The 14,528-nt window shown below is 40.2% G+C and carries 14 protein-coding genes and 2 pseudogenes; 13 read left to right on the forward strand and 3 right to left on the reverse strand.

What is annotated here, in order from left to right:
- Nucleotides 1-55: 55 nt before the first annotated feature.
- The 8 genes and pseudogenes from CDC33_RS33740 (at nucleotide 56) to CDC33_RS40850 (ending at nucleotide 6,655) form a co-directional block, all read left to right on the forward strand.
- Nucleotides 56-856, forward strand: coding sequence for an STM4013/SEN3800 family hydrolase (locus CDC33_RS33740; protein WP_109012989.1), 801 nt, complete (start codon nucleotides 56-58; stop codon nucleotides 854-856).
- An 83-nt stretch (nucleotides 857-939) separates the two neighbouring features.
- Entirely contained in the window at nucleotides 940-2,346 is a 1,407-nt protein-coding gene (locus tag CDC33_RS33745) for an STM4012 family radical SAM protein (protein ID WP_109012990.1), read from the forward strand.
- Between the two features lie 81 nt (nucleotides 2,347-2,427).
- The gene (locus CDC33_RS33750) at nucleotides 2,428-3,705 is read left to right on the forward strand and encodes a hypothetical protein (protein ID WP_109012991.1); all 1,278 of its coding nucleotides are present in this window, start codon (nucleotides 2,428-2,430) and stop codon (nucleotides 3,703-3,705) included.
- A gap of 69 nt (nucleotides 3,706-3,774) precedes the next feature.
- Nucleotides 3,775-4,650, forward strand: a complete 876-nt coding sequence (locus CDC33_RS33755) for an STM4011 family radical SAM protein (RefSeq protein ID WP_109012992.1) — start codon at nucleotides 3,775-3,777, stop codon at nucleotides 4,648-4,650.
- Between the two features lie 149 nt (nucleotides 4,651-4,799).
- A pseudogene (locus tag CDC33_RS33760) lies at nucleotides 4,800-5,119 on the forward strand (hypothetical protein); the annotation flags it as partial.
- Between the two features lie 394 nt (nucleotides 5,120-5,513).
- Nucleotides 5,514-5,984 carry an NAD(+)--rifampin ADP-ribosyltransferase gene (arr, locus tag CDC33_RS41785; RefSeq protein ID WP_439956649.1) on the forward strand — a complete coding sequence of 157 codons (471 nt, stop codon included), beginning with the start codon at nucleotides 5,514-5,516 and terminating at the stop codon, nucleotides 5,982-5,984.
- Between the two features lie 93 nt (nucleotides 5,985-6,077).
- The gene (locus CDC33_RS39995; protein ID WP_190962791.1) at nucleotides 6,078-6,266 is read left to right on the forward strand and encodes a hypothetical protein; all 189 of its coding nucleotides are present in this window, start codon (nucleotides 6,078-6,080) and stop codon (nucleotides 6,264-6,266) included.
- Nucleotides 6,266-6,655: a hypothetical protein gene (locus tag CDC33_RS40850; protein ID WP_244919486.1), complete on the forward strand. Its 390-nt coding sequence runs from the start codon at nucleotides 6,266-6,268 to the stop codon at nucleotides 6,653-6,655. The genes CDC33_RS39995 and CDC33_RS40850 overlap by 1 nt, the downstream gene beginning before the upstream one ends.
- Before the next feature lie 21 nt (nucleotides 6,656-6,676).
- On the opposite strand, the gene CDC33_RS33775 is transcribed toward CDC33_RS40850, so the two are convergent.
- Together CDC33_RS33775 and CDC33_RS33780 are read right to left on the reverse strand one after the other, a co-directional pair.
- Nucleotides 6,677-7,048 (reverse strand): hypothetical protein, encoded by a 372-nt coding sequence (locus CDC33_RS33775; RefSeq protein ID WP_109012994.1) that lies wholly within the window; start codon nucleotides 7,046-7,048, stop codon nucleotides 6,677-6,679.
- A 334-nt stretch (nucleotides 7,049-7,382) separates the two neighbouring features.
- Nucleotides 7,383-7,943: a glutathione S-transferase family protein gene (locus tag CDC33_RS33780; RefSeq protein WP_244919487.1), complete on the reverse strand. Its 561-nt coding sequence runs from the start codon at nucleotides 7,941-7,943 to the stop codon at nucleotides 7,383-7,385.
- Between the two features lie 517 nt (nucleotides 7,944-8,460).
- On the opposite strand from CDC33_RS33780, the gene CDC33_RS38035 reads away from it, so the two are divergent.
- Complete coding sequence (locus CDC33_RS38035) at nucleotides 8,461-8,649, forward strand: hypothetical protein (protein ID WP_146195907.1); 189 nt, start codon at nucleotides 8,461-8,463, stop codon at nucleotides 8,647-8,649.
- Nucleotides 8,650-8,908: 259 nt separating this feature from the next.
- Nucleotides 8,909-9,124: pseudogene (locus tag CDC33_RS33785) on the forward strand (ATP-binding protein); the annotation flags it as partial.
- A gap of 215 nt (nucleotides 9,125-9,339) precedes the next feature.
- Here CDC33_RS33785 and CDC33_RS33790 read toward each other — a convergent pair.
- Complete coding sequence (locus CDC33_RS33790) at nucleotides 9,340-10,257, reverse strand: LysR family transcriptional regulator (RefSeq protein ID WP_109012997.1); 918 nt, start codon at nucleotides 10,255-10,257, stop codon at nucleotides 9,340-9,342.
- Between the two features lie 84 nt (nucleotides 10,258-10,341).
- Here CDC33_RS33790 and CDC33_RS33795 point away from each other — a divergent pair, with 84 nt between their 5' ends.
- The 3 genes from CDC33_RS33795 (at nucleotide 10,342) to CDC33_RS33805 (ending at nucleotide 13,777) form a co-directional block, all read left to right on the forward strand.
- Nucleotides 10,342-11,088 carry an SDR family oxidoreductase gene (locus tag CDC33_RS33795; RefSeq protein ID WP_109012998.1) on the forward strand — a complete coding sequence of 249 codons (747 nt, stop codon included), beginning with the start codon at nucleotides 10,342-10,344 and terminating at the stop codon, nucleotides 11,086-11,088.
- Between the two features lie 57 nt (nucleotides 11,089-11,145).
- Nucleotides 11,146-11,805 (forward strand): NADPH-dependent F420 reductase, encoded by a 660-nt coding sequence (locus tag CDC33_RS33800; protein ID WP_109012999.1) that lies wholly within the window; start codon nucleotides 11,146-11,148, stop codon nucleotides 11,803-11,805.
- Nucleotides 11,806-12,313: 508 nt separating this feature from the next.
- Nucleotides 12,314-13,777, forward strand: a complete 1,464-nt coding sequence (locus tag CDC33_RS33805; protein WP_109013000.1) for an ISLre2 family transposase — start codon at nucleotides 12,314-12,316, stop codon at nucleotides 13,775-13,777.
- The last annotated feature ends 751 nt before the right edge of the window (nucleotides 13,778-14,528 follow it).

Genomic DNA, 14,528 nt, shown 5'->3' on the forward strand with positions numbered 1-14,528 from the left:
CGTGAGTTCGACGGCTAAAAAAAAGATATTTTCATGAATGATGTAGGACTTTTATATGCTCAATATGAATCAAATTGTCGAAACTCACGATATCTTATTTATCACTCTAGACACACTACGTTACGACGTAGCCCAAAACCTACTCGCACAAGCATGTACTCCAAACTTAGCAAAAGTACTTCCTAAAACAGGTTGGCAAGAACGCCATTCACCCGGAAATTTCACCTATGCTTCTCATCATGCGTTTTTCGCCGGCTTTTTACCCACACCTGTAACACCTGGAATTCACCCCCGTCTTTTTGCTTTGGGATTTGAAGGAAGTACCACTACAACTGATACAACTTGTGTGTTAGATAGCTCAAATATTGTTACTGGATTAGCTGTAAAAGGATATCATACAGTTTGCATTGGTGGAGTTGGTTTTTTCAACAAACGCAACCCTTTAGGTAATGTAATTCCCTCAATGTTTGCTGAAAGTTATTGGAGTCCAGAATTAGGTGTTACTAACCCCGAATCTACAGAAAATCAGGTAAATCTGGCGCAACATATTTTAGAAAAAACGCCAAATAATCAACGCATATTTTTATTTATAAATATTTCTGCCTTGCATCAACCAAACTATTTCTATCTTCCCGATGCCAAAGATAAAATCGATACTATTGAATCTCACGCCGCAGCTTTGGAATATGTCGATCGCCAATTAGCTAAACTCTGGAATATTATACGACAAAGGCATTCTACTTTTTGCATTCTCTGTTCCGACCACGGGACAACTTATGGTGAAGATGGTTACACTGGACATCGACTCAGCCATCCTGTGGTTTGGACTGTTCCCTATGCAGAGTTTGTTTTATGAAAACTCACGCAGAAGCGCAGAGTTATTCTTGGCGTGAAACTTAAAGCAAATTCTTAACTTGTCACGAAAATACTTGAAATTCTATGCTGACAATCCAAAATCTTAAATCGAAAATTGCCCAGTCTCCTTATCAAGCATACGTCTATTCTTACCCCCACAAAACAGCTTACCGTCCCATCTCCCCACCTGTGTATCTTCCAGAACTTTGGGCGCAGCAAGATAGACAAGCGCTGTTTCTCTACATACATATACCGTTTTGTGAAATGCGTTGTGGCTTCTGCAATCTGTTTACCACAGTCAGCCACAATGAAGATTTTATGAGTCAATATGTTCGCACGTTACAGCGACAGGCGCAACGGATGAAAGCCGTGTTGGGTAATGCGTCATTTGCTAGGTTCGCTATTGGTGGCGGAACTCCCACCCAATTACCGATTCAGCACCTCGAAACTATTCTCAATATTGCTGAAAATACTATGGGTGCAAAATTACAGGAAATTCCCATTTCTGTAGAAGTTTCGCCAGAAACCGCCACTGAGGATAAGTTAAAGTTATTGCGATCGCACTCTGTAGATCGTGTTAGTATTGGTGTCCAAAGCTTCATCGATTCGGAAGTTTTAGCCACCCAGCGCCGTCAATCTACTACCCAAGTAGAAGCAACGCTGACAAGGATAAAAGAGATGGGATTTCCCACTCTGAACATTGATTTGATTTACGGTTTACCCGGACAAACAGTAAATACTTGGTTGCAATCAATACAAGCTAGTTTGCGTTTTCAACCAGAAGAAATTTATCTATATCCATTGTATGTGCGATCGCTCACAGGTTTGGGACGCACAGATCGAGAATGGGACGATATTCGTTTAGCTTGTTATCGAGAAGGGCGATCGCTATTATTGTCAGAAGGATATACGCAAGTTTCCATGCGGATGTTTCGACGCTTGGAAGAGAGACAAGGGGGACAAGGGGGACAAGGTAGACAAGGTAGACAAGGTAGACAAGGTAAACAAGGTATCAATATTTCTCCCTTGTCTCCTCCCTCTCCCATCTACTGCTGTCAAGCCGACGGTATGATTGGTTTAGGTTGTGGCGCACGTTCCTACACTAATACTTTGCACTACTCCAACGAATATGCAGTGGGAGCAAAGGGAATCAGCGAGATTTTACAAGCATATATTCAAACAGCAGATGAGTCATTTGACTACGCACACTATGGTTTTCAACTAAATGCTGAAGAACAACGTCGGCGGTATATTTTGTTATCTTTGCTTTCCGATGAAGGATTGAATTGTGCTAGTTATCGTCAGCAATTTGGTAGTGAAGTATACGCTGATTTTCCAGAATTTTCAGAATTGCTGGCTTTAAATTTGGCGATAAAAGATGAGGAGATTTTACAGTTAACTGAATTTGGCATTGAGCGTTCTGATACTATTGGTGCGTGGTTATTTTCTGAGAAAGTTCAGGAATTAATGCAGGATTATGAATTGAAATAGTAGGGTTTCAAAAATATTTGTAGAGAAGCGATTAATCACGTTTCTACGGATATTTACATTACATCTACCGTTGGAGAAAATATGACAAACAATCAAAATCAACCCAGAGAATTTGATGCAGTACTCGGAGGAGAAGCACCGCCACCAGTACAAGGTGCTGTTTTAGGTGGGATTGAAGGTGTTAAAAGACGTTTATCGAGTTCAAACATTGAAGCGAGAATTGCGGCTTTAAGTGAAGCACTAAATCATGGTGATACAGGATTGGGTTTGGTAATTGAAGCTTTAGAAGATAACTTTAGGAAAGTACGCCAAGCTGCGGTTAATTGTTTGCAAGATAGAGAAGAAGTTCGAGTTAAGCTGGCATTACATAATTATAAATTCTGGAGTGGTTTTAAAAAATTAAATGGACTGCCAAATGGCTATGTAAGTACTTTTGCTAATCGGAAAGTTGTAGAATTTGAATCAACAACTAATATTATCGAAACTGTTGATATTGCATACGCTTTGAGAAATACGGAGAAATATGGTAATAAACCTGAGATAACAGTCGCAAATAAACTTCAATTATTGCAGCAAAGTCCTATGGTAAATCAAATTGAAGCTTTAGTATTTGGCTTCTGGTTTGACTGGGGAGCAACTAATTATAGTTCGCGTAATGTTGTGGAAGCACTAGTTGCACTACAAGCAAAGCTGACTAATCTAAAAGCTGTTTTTATTGGAGATATTGAGGATTCTGAATGTATGATTTCCTCAATTATACAAAGTAATGTCAGCCCGATTTTGCAAGCTTATCCTCATCTAGAGGTATTAAAAATTCGCGGTCGCGGTGATGGTCGTTATCAAGCATCTGAAGGATTAGCTTTTAACCCGCCATTAAGACACGAAAAATTAAAAGCTTTAATTATCGAATCTGGTGGACTTAGCCATCAAGTAATTAATCAAATTTGTGAACTTGAATTACCAGCATTAGAATATCTAGAATTATGGCTTGGTCGTGATGAATATGGAGGAACATCATCTCTTGATGACTTGATGCCAATAATTTCTGGGGTGTTTCCTAAACTAAAATATTTAGGATTGCGAAACAGTGAATATTCCGATGATATTGCCTTGGCAATAGTAGATTCTCCAATTATTGAGAATTTAGTGGATTTAGATTTCTCTATGGGAACTTTGGGCGATGAAGGTGCAGAGGTTTTGCTGAATTGTCCAGCAGTACAACAACTAGATACATTGAATGTTTCTAATAACTGTCTAACTCATAATATGCTTCAAAGGTTAAAACAGTTGGATATTGAAATAATTTCAGATAGTCGTCAAAAACATACAGAAGACCGCTACTGCACAGTAGCCGAATAATTCAAAAATTAACTATTCCAAAATGAGTAGAAAAAACACCTACCCTACGGACTAAATTTTACAACTAATATGCACTTGACCATACTCTATCGCGGTTCTTTAATCAGTTGCAACTACGGTTGTGAATATTGCCCCTTTGCGAAACGCCAACAAACAGCCGCAGAATTAGCAATCGATAAACAATCTTTAGAACGATTTGTCAATTTTATTTCCCAACATCCCCAACATCAATTTTCAATTCTCTTTACTCCTTGGGGAGAAGCCCTAATCCATTCTTGGTATCAGCAAGCACTGATAAAATTAACGCAGTTACCCAATGTTAATAAAGCAGCAATTCAAACTAATCTATCTTGTAATTTAGATTGGGTAGAGGAATGTAACAAAGATAAATTGGCGCTTTGGGCAACTTTTCATTCCGAATGGGTGTCACGCGATCGCTTCTTACAAAAATGCCTCAATCTAGACAACCAAAATGTCAAGTTTAGCGTGGGAGTTGTCGGTTTTCCCCAGTTTCAAGCGGAAATAGCAGCTTTACGTCAAGAGTTACCAAACCACGTTTATTTGTGGATTAATGCTGTAAAAGCTGAACTTCCTAATTTATCACCAGAAAATCGAGAATTTTTCAAATCTATTGACCCGTTATATGAACTAAATATTCAACATTATCCTAGCTTTGGGCATTCTTGTCGAGCTGGAGAATCAGTGATTTCTGTTGATGGTGATGGGACAATGTACCGATGTCATTTTATTAAAGCAGCAATTGGTAATATTTACGATTTTACCTGGGAAGCAGCTTTGTCTAAACAACCTTGTACCAACCAAACTTGTCACTGTCATATTGGTTATGTTCATCTAGAATATTTAGAAATGAATAAGGTATTTGGTTCTGGTATTTTAGAAAGAATTCCCGATAATTGGGTTAATCAAAATTGTACTGTCATATAAATATTAATGTTTATCAATTTAACTAAAAGGGTCACAGAAAGCCGGATTTTCTTCACCCCTGCACCCTACCCCTTGCGTCTTAAGTGGCTCCTGAATTCTGGATTCTGTTTTCGCTGCCACTAACTCGCGGCTTTTTAAAGCTTGTCGAGATGACAGGTATGCATCCTGCGGCTGTTGAAATTCCAGAGTTGACAGAGGAAGAACAGCGCGATCGCCTTCACCTAGAGCGGAAGGTGGAACGGGCGTTTTTTGAGGCGGGGAAGGCACTTATGGAGTTACACGTTCGTCCTTAACGTTGCCGGAGGCAGTAGAGGAAGCGGGTGGTAAAGTCCCAAGTGGTAGAATCGTCAAAGACATTGTGCAGCGCATAATGGAGCGAACCAGAGTAGCAAACACCTACCACTTGGGCGAAGTATGCCAAGTTTTAGCCAAGGACAACCCCGAACTCAGGGGTAAGGGTGGGTGTTGGTGTGAGGTAAAGGTTATTTGCAGCCGCTCAAGCGAACCGTTAGCAGTAGTTACGATGCACTTCAACAGACTTTGGACAAGCAACTAAATCGAAATTACAATCATTACCAGACAAAGTAATCATGGAATTCAACCCAAACAACAATGTTGTTAAACTCTGTCTTCAAGGTATGGGCATGGAAGAAAAAGGCAAACCAGAAGAAGCAAGTAAACTGTTTCTTCAAGCCTGGAACGAAGCGACATACGACTTTGAAAAATTTATTTCAGCTCATTATGTCGCCCGACATCAAAAAGATGTTTCCGATAAATTAAAATGGCTCGAAACGGCTTTGCATTTTGCATTAAAAATAAATGACGACTCTGTTAAGAGTGCAATACCTTCTCTATATTCAAACATTGCCAAATGCTATGAGGACTTAAGCGACCCTGACAAGGCAAAAAAGAATTATGAATTAGCAACTTCGTTTAAGGATAAACCTTCTGACAAAGGCCCTTTTTATCATGGGACGAAAGCAGATTTGCAGGTTAGCGATTTGCTGAGGGCAGGGAATAATTCTAATTATAAATCTGAACTCAAAATGAATCACATTTATTTTACAGCCCTTGTTAGTGGAGCGGGACTAGCTGCTGCATTAGCAAAAGGCGATGGACGTGAACGTGTTTATATCGTTGAACCGACAGGGGAGTTTGAAAATGACCCGAATGTTACAGACAAAAAATTTCCCGGCAATCTGACACGCTCATATCGCTCCCAAGCACCATTAAAAATCGTTGGCGAAGTCACAGATTGGGTGAGACAAACACCTGAAGAACTCCAAAAATGGCGTAAAAAGTTGGCCAATAACAAAGGAGAAATTATTAATTAATTTCTAAGATTCCCACACCCTGCTCACCGATTGAAATCAACGTCTTTATGTTTTAACAATTTTTCCAATTGCAATGCTGTTGAAATACCAGAATTGACCGACGAGCAAGAGATTTGCGACCACCTGCGCCCAGAGCGAAAAGTCGAGAGGGCTTTCTTTGAAGCGGGGAAGGCATTAATGGAATTACGCGATCGTAAGTTATATCGCTCTACTCACAAAACCTTTGAGGAGTATTGCCGCATTCGCCCTTGGCGTTGGCGAAGCCATCGATTTAGCGAATAATGGAACGTACCCAAGTACCTAACACCTATCAATTAGGCGAGGTATGCCAAATCTTAGCCAAAGATAATCTAGAACTCAGGGGCAAGGGTGGCTGCTGGGGTATCGTAAGCCAAGTGAATGATTTTAGCTGTACTGTGAAAATGTGGGATAGCGAGTACACCGTTGGGTTACAACACCTGAAGTCTTACGATTACTTGCCTTCCGAGTGTGAGCAGATGCAGGTGATTTGCGATCGCATTACACAGGTGTATTCGAGTGGGTTGGAGGAGTCGGTGCAGAAGTTTTTGGAGATGCTGGGGAAGCTGAATCGTGCTTATTTGACTGAACTGGAAGAGAAAGTGCTGACTGTCTTGGAGTCGGAAATTACACATAAGGAAGCCTGGGGGTAAGGCAGGGATTTATGTGAGCGATTAAGTCATTGTCAATGAAGTCTGCTGTTCGAGCCGACTTTGTAAATCTACAATCAGGTTTTCTCCACTGCGTCGGGCTGACCATACACCAGAATACTGCAAACCTATATTCCACTCTCCTTGCATATAATCTTCATTTTCACAAAATCTGCCTGTATATCTAACTGGTACAGGTGAGGTAACTAAATAACGTTTAGTAAAACTGATAGTGCGCCCAATTACCTCGCCATTGACCTGAGCTTCTCCTAAATAGTTGTCATCCAAAATGGAACCACTAAAAGTATTTCCACTCTGAACAAAGGTTGCTTCAAAGCGACTAGGGATGTCATCTTGCCAATAAGTTCCTAACCAATCACCGCTAAGGTCTGCCATATTGCTTCTTAGTAAAAATGTCTATGCGCTCACCTGAATTGAAGTAATTGACGCGGTATGTAATTATAATCGCTATTGTTAAGCTAAAGCTGTCAACCACCTAAATCGATATTATCGCTGTTGAGTATTGCAGTAAACCCTAGTAAAATACGACGGTACAAGGGGGAAGGTAGCGCTAGTATTCATTGGCGAACCATTACTAAGAATGGCAGAGATTACCAACAGGCATACTATCACTACGAATTTTGGAGTGAGGACGATCACTTGGTTAAGTCGCGAATTAACTTGCTGCTGGTGTGGTTATAGTAATTTTTTAAAACGTAAGTGTATCCTGTTAAAATCCAGGCATTGCAACGTAAAGAGGAAGCTGCTTGATGCGAGTAACCCAAGCGCTCACTTGCGGATATGCCTCAAGAACAATTTGGGCATCACTGGCAAGTTCGATATAGGGATAGCAGGCAATATCTGCGATCGTTGGGTGATTTGTCTCTAGCCAGTCTCGATTCAGAAGATGCTTATCTATCACCTCAAGCGTATACCTTGCCTTTTGCTGTGCGCCTTCTAAATCGATAGGTGTACCTAATAGAAAAAACCGTCGAGCCGCAGATAGACTATTCTGACTTTCATTGGCAGCAGTAGACAACCATTGCAAAACTTTACCCATTGCTTCCGGTTCTGAGGGCAACCAAGATTCTCCGCCATACTGACGAGCTAAGTACACCAAAATAGCTTGCGAGTCACGCAGAACTAGCTTGCCATCAATCAAAACTGGAACTTGCCCAAAAGGGTTAAGTTTCAAAAACTCTGCTGACTTCTGTTCCCCCACTATCAGATCAACCCGGATAATTTCATGTTCTAGCCCCAGCAGGGATAACAAGAGTACAACCGGGAGCAACGCGAAAAAGTGAGATCCTCGTGAAATAGGCAGGGGGGGCAGGGGGAGCAGGGGAAGCAGGGGGAGTAAAGAGAGAAAGTAGTAATTTTTGCTACCGACATACCCTGAAGTATACTTAATTTCTTTCTCTCCCCCTGCCTCCCCTGCCTCCCCTGCCTCCCCTGCTTGCCTACCTCACAAAATCGCATTGCTCCCAGTACAACCTTGTAGCAATTTCCTGATCGCTCATGAGCGTATAATTGCATTTTTGAGAAATTCACTCCTGGAAAGGGAATATAATCTGCGTACAAGAAAAACGATTTTACCCAATGCAATGATAAGTGTTAACCCCTGGTATTACTGGTTTTGGGGTGTCGGGTGTCGGGTGTCGGGTGTAGGGAATTAGGAACAACTTGGTTTTGTCTGGCGCTAAAACATTCAATTTTTATTAACACTACACCCAACACCCTACCCCCAACACTCTGCCCTAACGATATTTCACCTTTTCTTCATGCCATTGGGTTAAAGGGGAAGGGGAATGAGTGCAGAACCTTTTCCCCTTACCCCTTCACCTTTTCCCGACTTATGCAAGAAGTCTATTGTTGTTAGACAGCAGGGATTATCTGATGTTGAATCGCAGATTTGGCACAAGGCGATCGCTCTTGCTGTGTACAAGTTTGATCGCTCCTCCTCAAGCGTAATCTTCCAGTTACCGATGCCGATTTAGCCTTTTGAGAACGGTTTTTCAACGGAACTGTTGGGGTCGCTTGAGGGCTGTGGTGGGCGGTAGTAAGGCGATCGCACTGAGCGCATTTTTAACAAAGTTCCACAACACAAGCCAATATAAAAATAAGTTTTTGAGCCAAGGCTAGTATATTTGGTCGTGTAATCGCAATTTTAATTGTTAGTGCAAGAGCTAAGTAGACTGGTTTGTTGTAAATATAGGAGTATCAACTGATCTGACTTTTCACGGGATGTGGAAAGTCAGGCCAGTAGGTAAGGGAACTGGTTTAGGAATGTCAATTAGCTATCAAATTATCACAGAAAAACATCAAGGAAATTTAAACTGTATTTCATCTCCAAGAGCAGGAACTAAATTCATAATCGAGATTCCCATTCAACAAATTAAACCTATACAAGCAAAGATACAAGAAGCTCATAATATGGGGTATGAGTATCATCAGAATAGAAAACCTGGTTAAGCTTAAAAGCCTAATTCGCTAAGGGTTTTATCAATCCTGAAATGGATGGAAGAAGTGGTTTATCCGACACACTGCCTTTGATTTCCTCACTCTTCAAATGTACAGAGCTTTTTCAGAAATCAAATATTAGTCTAAACTCCAGTTAATAATTATTTATTAGGAAAATTATTAGCATTGGGGTTATGTAATTAATGTTAAAAGACTTCTCTAATATGTTAAATCTCCTCACAAACGCTTATGAGCATCTGTCGTAACCAGCAATTGGCTTGATCCTGCTCTGTAAGTTTGCTCCATAGCATTGAAATCATCCACGGTTGAGTTTGTACTGGAAGTTCAAAAATTTCTAATGCATCTTGATATGCCAATGGTGCTAGCAATCGTGATGGAACAGCAGCAATTAAATCAGTTGATGAAATGATTGCTGGTAGCACTAGTAAGTGAGGAGTTGTCAAAGCAACTCGACGCTGGAGATTGTACTGGGCAAGCGCATTATCGATTTCACCAACTTCATCTTGCCTAAGAGTAAAAAGAGCATGAAGAAAATTAGCGAAGATTTCTGGTGTGATAACGTCCTCCAAGAGAATGGGATGTCCAAGACGACAGATGCCGACAAAGTGTTCTGGAAATAATGGTATTTGTATTGTTTGTCTGGGTGGGTCTTGAAAAACACCCAAAGCTAGATCAATCTCTCGTCGCTCTAATAGTTCTCCAACAAAGTTTTTTGCAAAACTAATTAATCGAAAATTAATGCTTGGTGCAATTCGACGACAAACTTCAAGAAGCTTGGGCATGACAACATAGCTAGTGTAATCTGAACTGCCAATTGTAAAAGTACTTTTAGAAGTAGTAGAGTCAAATGTTTGGCTCGTTTCCAATGTCTGCCGAATTTGTTGCAGGGCAACTCTTATACCTTGAGCAACTTCCAGAGCTTTTGCTGTGGGTTGCATTTGCCTACCAATTCGGATAAATAATTCATCTTGGAATAGTATGCGTAACCTAGCAAGTGCCGCACTCATTGCTGGTTGCCCTAAGTACAATCGTGTTGCTGCTGCTGTTACACTCCTTTCTTCAAAAAGTGCTTCAAAGGCGACTAGAAGGTTCAGATCAATGGCAGACAAGTCTATTAATCGCATCGATTAAATATATTATTTCAATCAATTTGATTAATTTAAAACATTTGAGTAAAGTAAAACTGAAAGTTGTGAAAAGTTATTAAAATGACTTACCAGAAAAAGATTGCTGTAGTAACAGGTAGCAATCGTGGGTTAGGATATGCCATAGCTCGTAAATTGTCCCAAATTGGCATCCATGTTGTTCTAACAAGCCGTAACCAAAGAGATGGTCTTGCTGTTAAAGAACAATTATCTAATGAAGGGCTTGATGTGAACTATCACACACTGGACGTTACGAGTGATTTGAATGTGGCAGAGTTTGTTCAATGGCTAAGAGAAGCCTACGGCAGGGTAGATATTTTGGTGAACAATGCCGGCATCAATCCTACAACCAAGCCAGAGGAATCTAGTTTATTGACAGTTCAACTAGAAACGATGCGCTCTACATTTGACACCAATGTTCTAGCGCTCCTGAGAACTTCTCAAGCATTAATTCCGTTGATGAAGGTTCACAACTACGGTCGCATCGTCAATGTCTCAACTGAAATGGCATCTTTGGCTGCAATTACTAGTGACTACTACCCAATAGCACCTTCCTATCGACTATCCAAACTAGGGGTGAACGGGCTAACTGTTCTTCTAGCAAAAGAACTCCTTGGCGCTAATATTCTCGTTAATGCTTATTCTCCAGGTTGGATGAAAACTGATATGGGAGGAGAGAATGCGCCGTTTACAGCAGACCAAGGAGCCGAAACTGCTGTTTATTTAGCAACACTTCCAGATGGAGGAGCGCAAGGACAGTTTTTTGCAGAGATGCGTCAGTTTGGCGGTCCCATAAAATTACAGTGGTAAATCTAGATGAAAAATAGTGCTTTTATTTCCATTGAACTGTATTAAGGAGAAATAGCAATGAAGGTCAGCTTTATCGGTTATGGCAGCATGGCACAGTCTTTAAGCTCACGTTGGGTGGGAAAACACGAGCTATTTGTTGCAGGTCGAGATTCTAGCAAAGCACAGAGTTTGGCAGATAAACTTGCTCAGGGGACAAAAGCTGGTTCCCCTCAAGAGGCAGCAGAGTTTGGTGAAGTCATTGTTTTAGCGACTCCTCACCAAGCAGTATTTGAAGCTATGGAAGCAGCTGGAGGAAGTGAAGCTTTTGCAAACAAGATTTTATTAGACATAAATAATCCTGTTGACCTCTCTAACGGTAATTACTTAACGCAAACTTATGATGGAGTATCACTATCAGAAGCGATCGCTGCTTATTCTCCCAAGGCTAAGGTAGTGAAGGCGTTCAATATGTGTCAGGCAAAAGTTTGGCAGATGGAGCAGCCTAATTTCGATGGTCGGCGGTTAGTAACGCTCTATTGCGGCGACGATACTGATGCGAAACGTCAAGTGGCTTCGCTGATTGAAGATGTTGGGAGTGAGCCAGTCGATTTGGGGGAGTTGAAGTATGCTCGATTGTTAGAGTCTGCGGCAGCAATTGTGATTAAGCTGCTATTTTCTGGTCGCGATCCTTACACTGTTCTTAATCTGATTCAACCAGAAGTCAAACCGATTTCTTGAAAAAAGCATATACAATTGCATGAAAGTACACACTTGCTGCGATATTTACTTACTTTTTGGGGCTGTTGAGTGACGCACTCCGACAATAGCCTAATTACAACAAGCTACTGGGGTTGAATGGCAGGCTTGAAAAGCGCAAATCCTTAATGTTGCAGGGTCAAGAATTAAAATCGAATGGCACGCTTGTTAAGCACAAACCCCTGATATAACTGGATGAGAGGGTGTGGGGTGTAGGGTTGCAGGTATTGGGGAATCAAGAAAATGTTGAACTCCTTGACGCAACTAAAGGTTAATGGGAGCAATGCGGTTTTGTCAGATCCAGTAAACAAGGTGCGATCGCTAAATTATTTTCTCCGTAACACAAATAAAATTATACTTATTAAACCGCATTAACACTTGAAAAGGACAGATGAGTTTGAGTCACAAGTTGCAAGACTCTGTTTTTTGACCTAAAAAAGGCTAGGATTCCCTTTGAGCAATAATTTTGAGACAGGGATTATCTACCTTAATGGAAAAAAGTATATGTGCAACTCTAGATTTGAGCAAATCATTATCAAACTTTTCTTCCGAGGCGACAAAATGTTTAGAATTGACGAATATCACAGAGTGGAATGGGAAAATTCTTGAAGAAAGAGAAAGACAAATTAGAGAAATTGCACTTATTTTAGCTGGTCAATGTATTGCTATTTTGTTGTATAACCTCTCTCAATCTCAGTCAGCCAATCAAACAGCTATGAATAAAACAAAAGGCTGGTGGGATAGCAATATGCAAAAACACGGTTATCGAAAACGGCAAATATTAACAGTTGGGAATGTTTTAGTTACTTTAAAATTGCCATATATGGTAAAAAGAAAGTCAACACCTACGACCAAAAATAAAATCCCTACTCAGGGATTCTGCCCATTATTAAAGTGGTTGGGAATGTCAGACGGCTTAACCCCATTAGTATGGTCAACAGTTGCCCAATACGGTGCAATTACTAGCTCATTTGAAGCAGCCTGTACAACTTTGACGGGTTGGGGAATTAACCTTAGTTTAAAACGAATTGAACGTTTAACATATAAATTTGGTCAGATTGGGATCAACTTACGTCAATCTAAAATCTTAAATCGCCAATTAGGGAATTTAGCTGAAGGTAATATTCTTAAAGGTCAAAGAGTTGTCATCGCTGTAGATGGTGGTCGGAGTAGAATCAGAATTAATAAAAAGGGAAGAAAAAGCTCCAAAACCAAGCGACACGGGTTTATCGGCAAATGGGTTGAGCCAAAGTTATTTACAATTTATGTTGTTGATGAGCAAGGTAAAAAAATAAATAGTTCTGAAATTCCTATTACGAATGATGGCACTTATGAAGGATATAAAGCGCTTTTGGAGATTTTAGAAGCGTATTTAGTTGACTTGGGAATTAGTCAAGCAAAACAAGTCTTATTAATCGGGGATGGAGCGGAGTGGATCTGGATACATATCCCACCACTTTTGACAAGATTAGGATGCCCAGCCGAAACTTATCAGCTATTCGATTTCTATCATGTTACGGAAAATATAAAAGTATTTGCAGACGCGGCTTTTAATGAAGAAGTACAGTCTAAAGACTGGTTTATAAAAGTTAGAAAAAGTTTAAAAAAAGGTAAAGCTAAATCCTTAATTAGCCAGATGGATGAGTTGATTGCTGTAGCTACTGGAGAGCGGTGTAAGATTATGGTAACTAAACGAAATTATATTTTAGATGCTTATCGTAAAGGGCGTTTAAATTACGATAAAGCAATAAATAAAAAACTACCTATTGGCAGTGGTGCAATTGAGAGTTTAATCCGCCAAGTTGTAAATTTAAGAATCAAAGGAAACAGTAAATTCTGGTTGAAAGAAAATGCAGAAATTATGTTACATCTGCGTTGTCAATGGATAGCTAAAAGTTGGGATAATTTTTGTGCTTCCATTTTTAATTCCTTTATCAAACCAGAAACTGCTTGATAAATTTTATACTTTACTTCTACTCTCAACTTATTATTTGGTTGAATTAACACTAAGTATAAAAGAATAATTGTAGATATTTTTGTTAACAATCGTCAAATACCTTGCTAGTAATCTTTTTGAGATATCTCATCAAGATGAATTCACCTGGATATCAGCGTATATTTAGTAAATAAAATTACTTCTTACTTAGATTTGATTTTTGCGATCGCACCTTGTTTACTGGATCTGACAAAACCGCATTGCTCCCAGGTTAATTGTCTTAAACACACGAAGCTGCAACCCTACCCCCAACACCCTGCCAAGCGCGAGGTTTCACGTTTTCTTAGTAACATTCCTTTCAGAGACGCTCCGCGAACGATTTAGTGGACTGCAATTGGTGTGGGTTTGAAGCCCAGACCATATTGCTACCTTCTGCCCTCTGACTTGAAAATGCTATTTAGATGAGTATCTATATAGCTCAGTTCCACACCACATTTTCATGCTTGACTGTGAAACTTGTTTCATCGGGACTGACTTGAAAGTGCTTATTAGATGAGTATCTAAATAGATAAATATTCTTCGGCACTTTCATACTTGGTGATGTACGAAGTTCATCGGGACTGCCTTCTGACTTCTGCCTTCTTCACAGCTAATTCCCCTTCTTTAGCGTTGCCAACTTCTTTTGACGATTACAAATCAAAATCAAGGCTGAATGTTTCCCCTGAAGAATCTTCTTCTTTCTCCTCAGCAAATGGAGTTGCAGTCCAAG

This window comes from Nostoc commune NIES-4072 (genome assembly GCF_003113895.1).
GTDB lineage: Bacteria > Cyanobacteriota > Cyanobacteriia > Cyanobacteriales > Nostocaceae > Nostoc > Nostoc commune.

Excerpts from the sequence above, each read along its gene's own strand:
- CDC33_RS33740 (WP_109012989.1), top strand. The coding sequence starts at position 56 with ATGCTCAATATGAATCAAATTGTCGAAACTCACGATATCTTATTTATC.
- CDC33_RS33745 (WP_109012990.1), top strand. The coding sequence starts at position 940 with ATGCTGACAATCCAAAATCTTAAATCGAAAATTGCCCAGTCTCCTTAT.
- CDC33_RS33750 (WP_109012991.1), top strand. The coding sequence starts at position 2,428 with ATGACAAACAATCAAAATCAACCCAGAGAATTTGATGCAGTACTCGGA.
- CDC33_RS33755 (WP_109012992.1), top strand. The coding sequence starts at position 3,775 with ATGCACTTGACCATACTCTATCGCGGTTCTTTAATCAGTTGCAACTAC.
- CDC33_RS40850 (WP_244919486.1), top strand. The coding sequence starts at position 6,266 with ATGGAACGTACCCAAGTACCTAACACCTATCAATTAGGCGAGGTATGC.
- CDC33_RS33775 (WP_109012994.1), bottom strand. The coding sequence starts at position 7,048 with ATGGCAGACCTTAGCGGTGATTGGTTAGGAACTTATTGGCAAGATGAC.
- CDC33_RS38035 (WP_146195907.1), top strand. The coding sequence starts at position 8,461 with ATGAGTGCAGAACCTTTTCCCCTTACCCCTTCACCTTTTCCCGACTTA.
- CDC33_RS33790 (WP_109012997.1), bottom strand. The coding sequence starts at position 10,257 with ATGCGATTAATAGACTTGTCTGCCATTGATCTGAACCTTCTAGTCGCC.
- CDC33_RS33795 (WP_109012998.1), top strand. The coding sequence starts at position 10,342 with ATGACTTACCAGAAAAAGATTGCTGTAGTAACAGGTAGCAATCGTGGG.
- CDC33_RS33800 (WP_109012999.1), top strand. The coding sequence starts at position 11,146 with ATGAAGGTCAGCTTTATCGGTTATGGCAGCATGGCACAGTCTTTAAGC.
- CDC33_RS33805 (WP_109013000.1), top strand. The coding sequence starts at position 12,314 with ATGGAAAAAAGTATATGTGCAACTCTAGATTTGAGCAAATCATTATCA.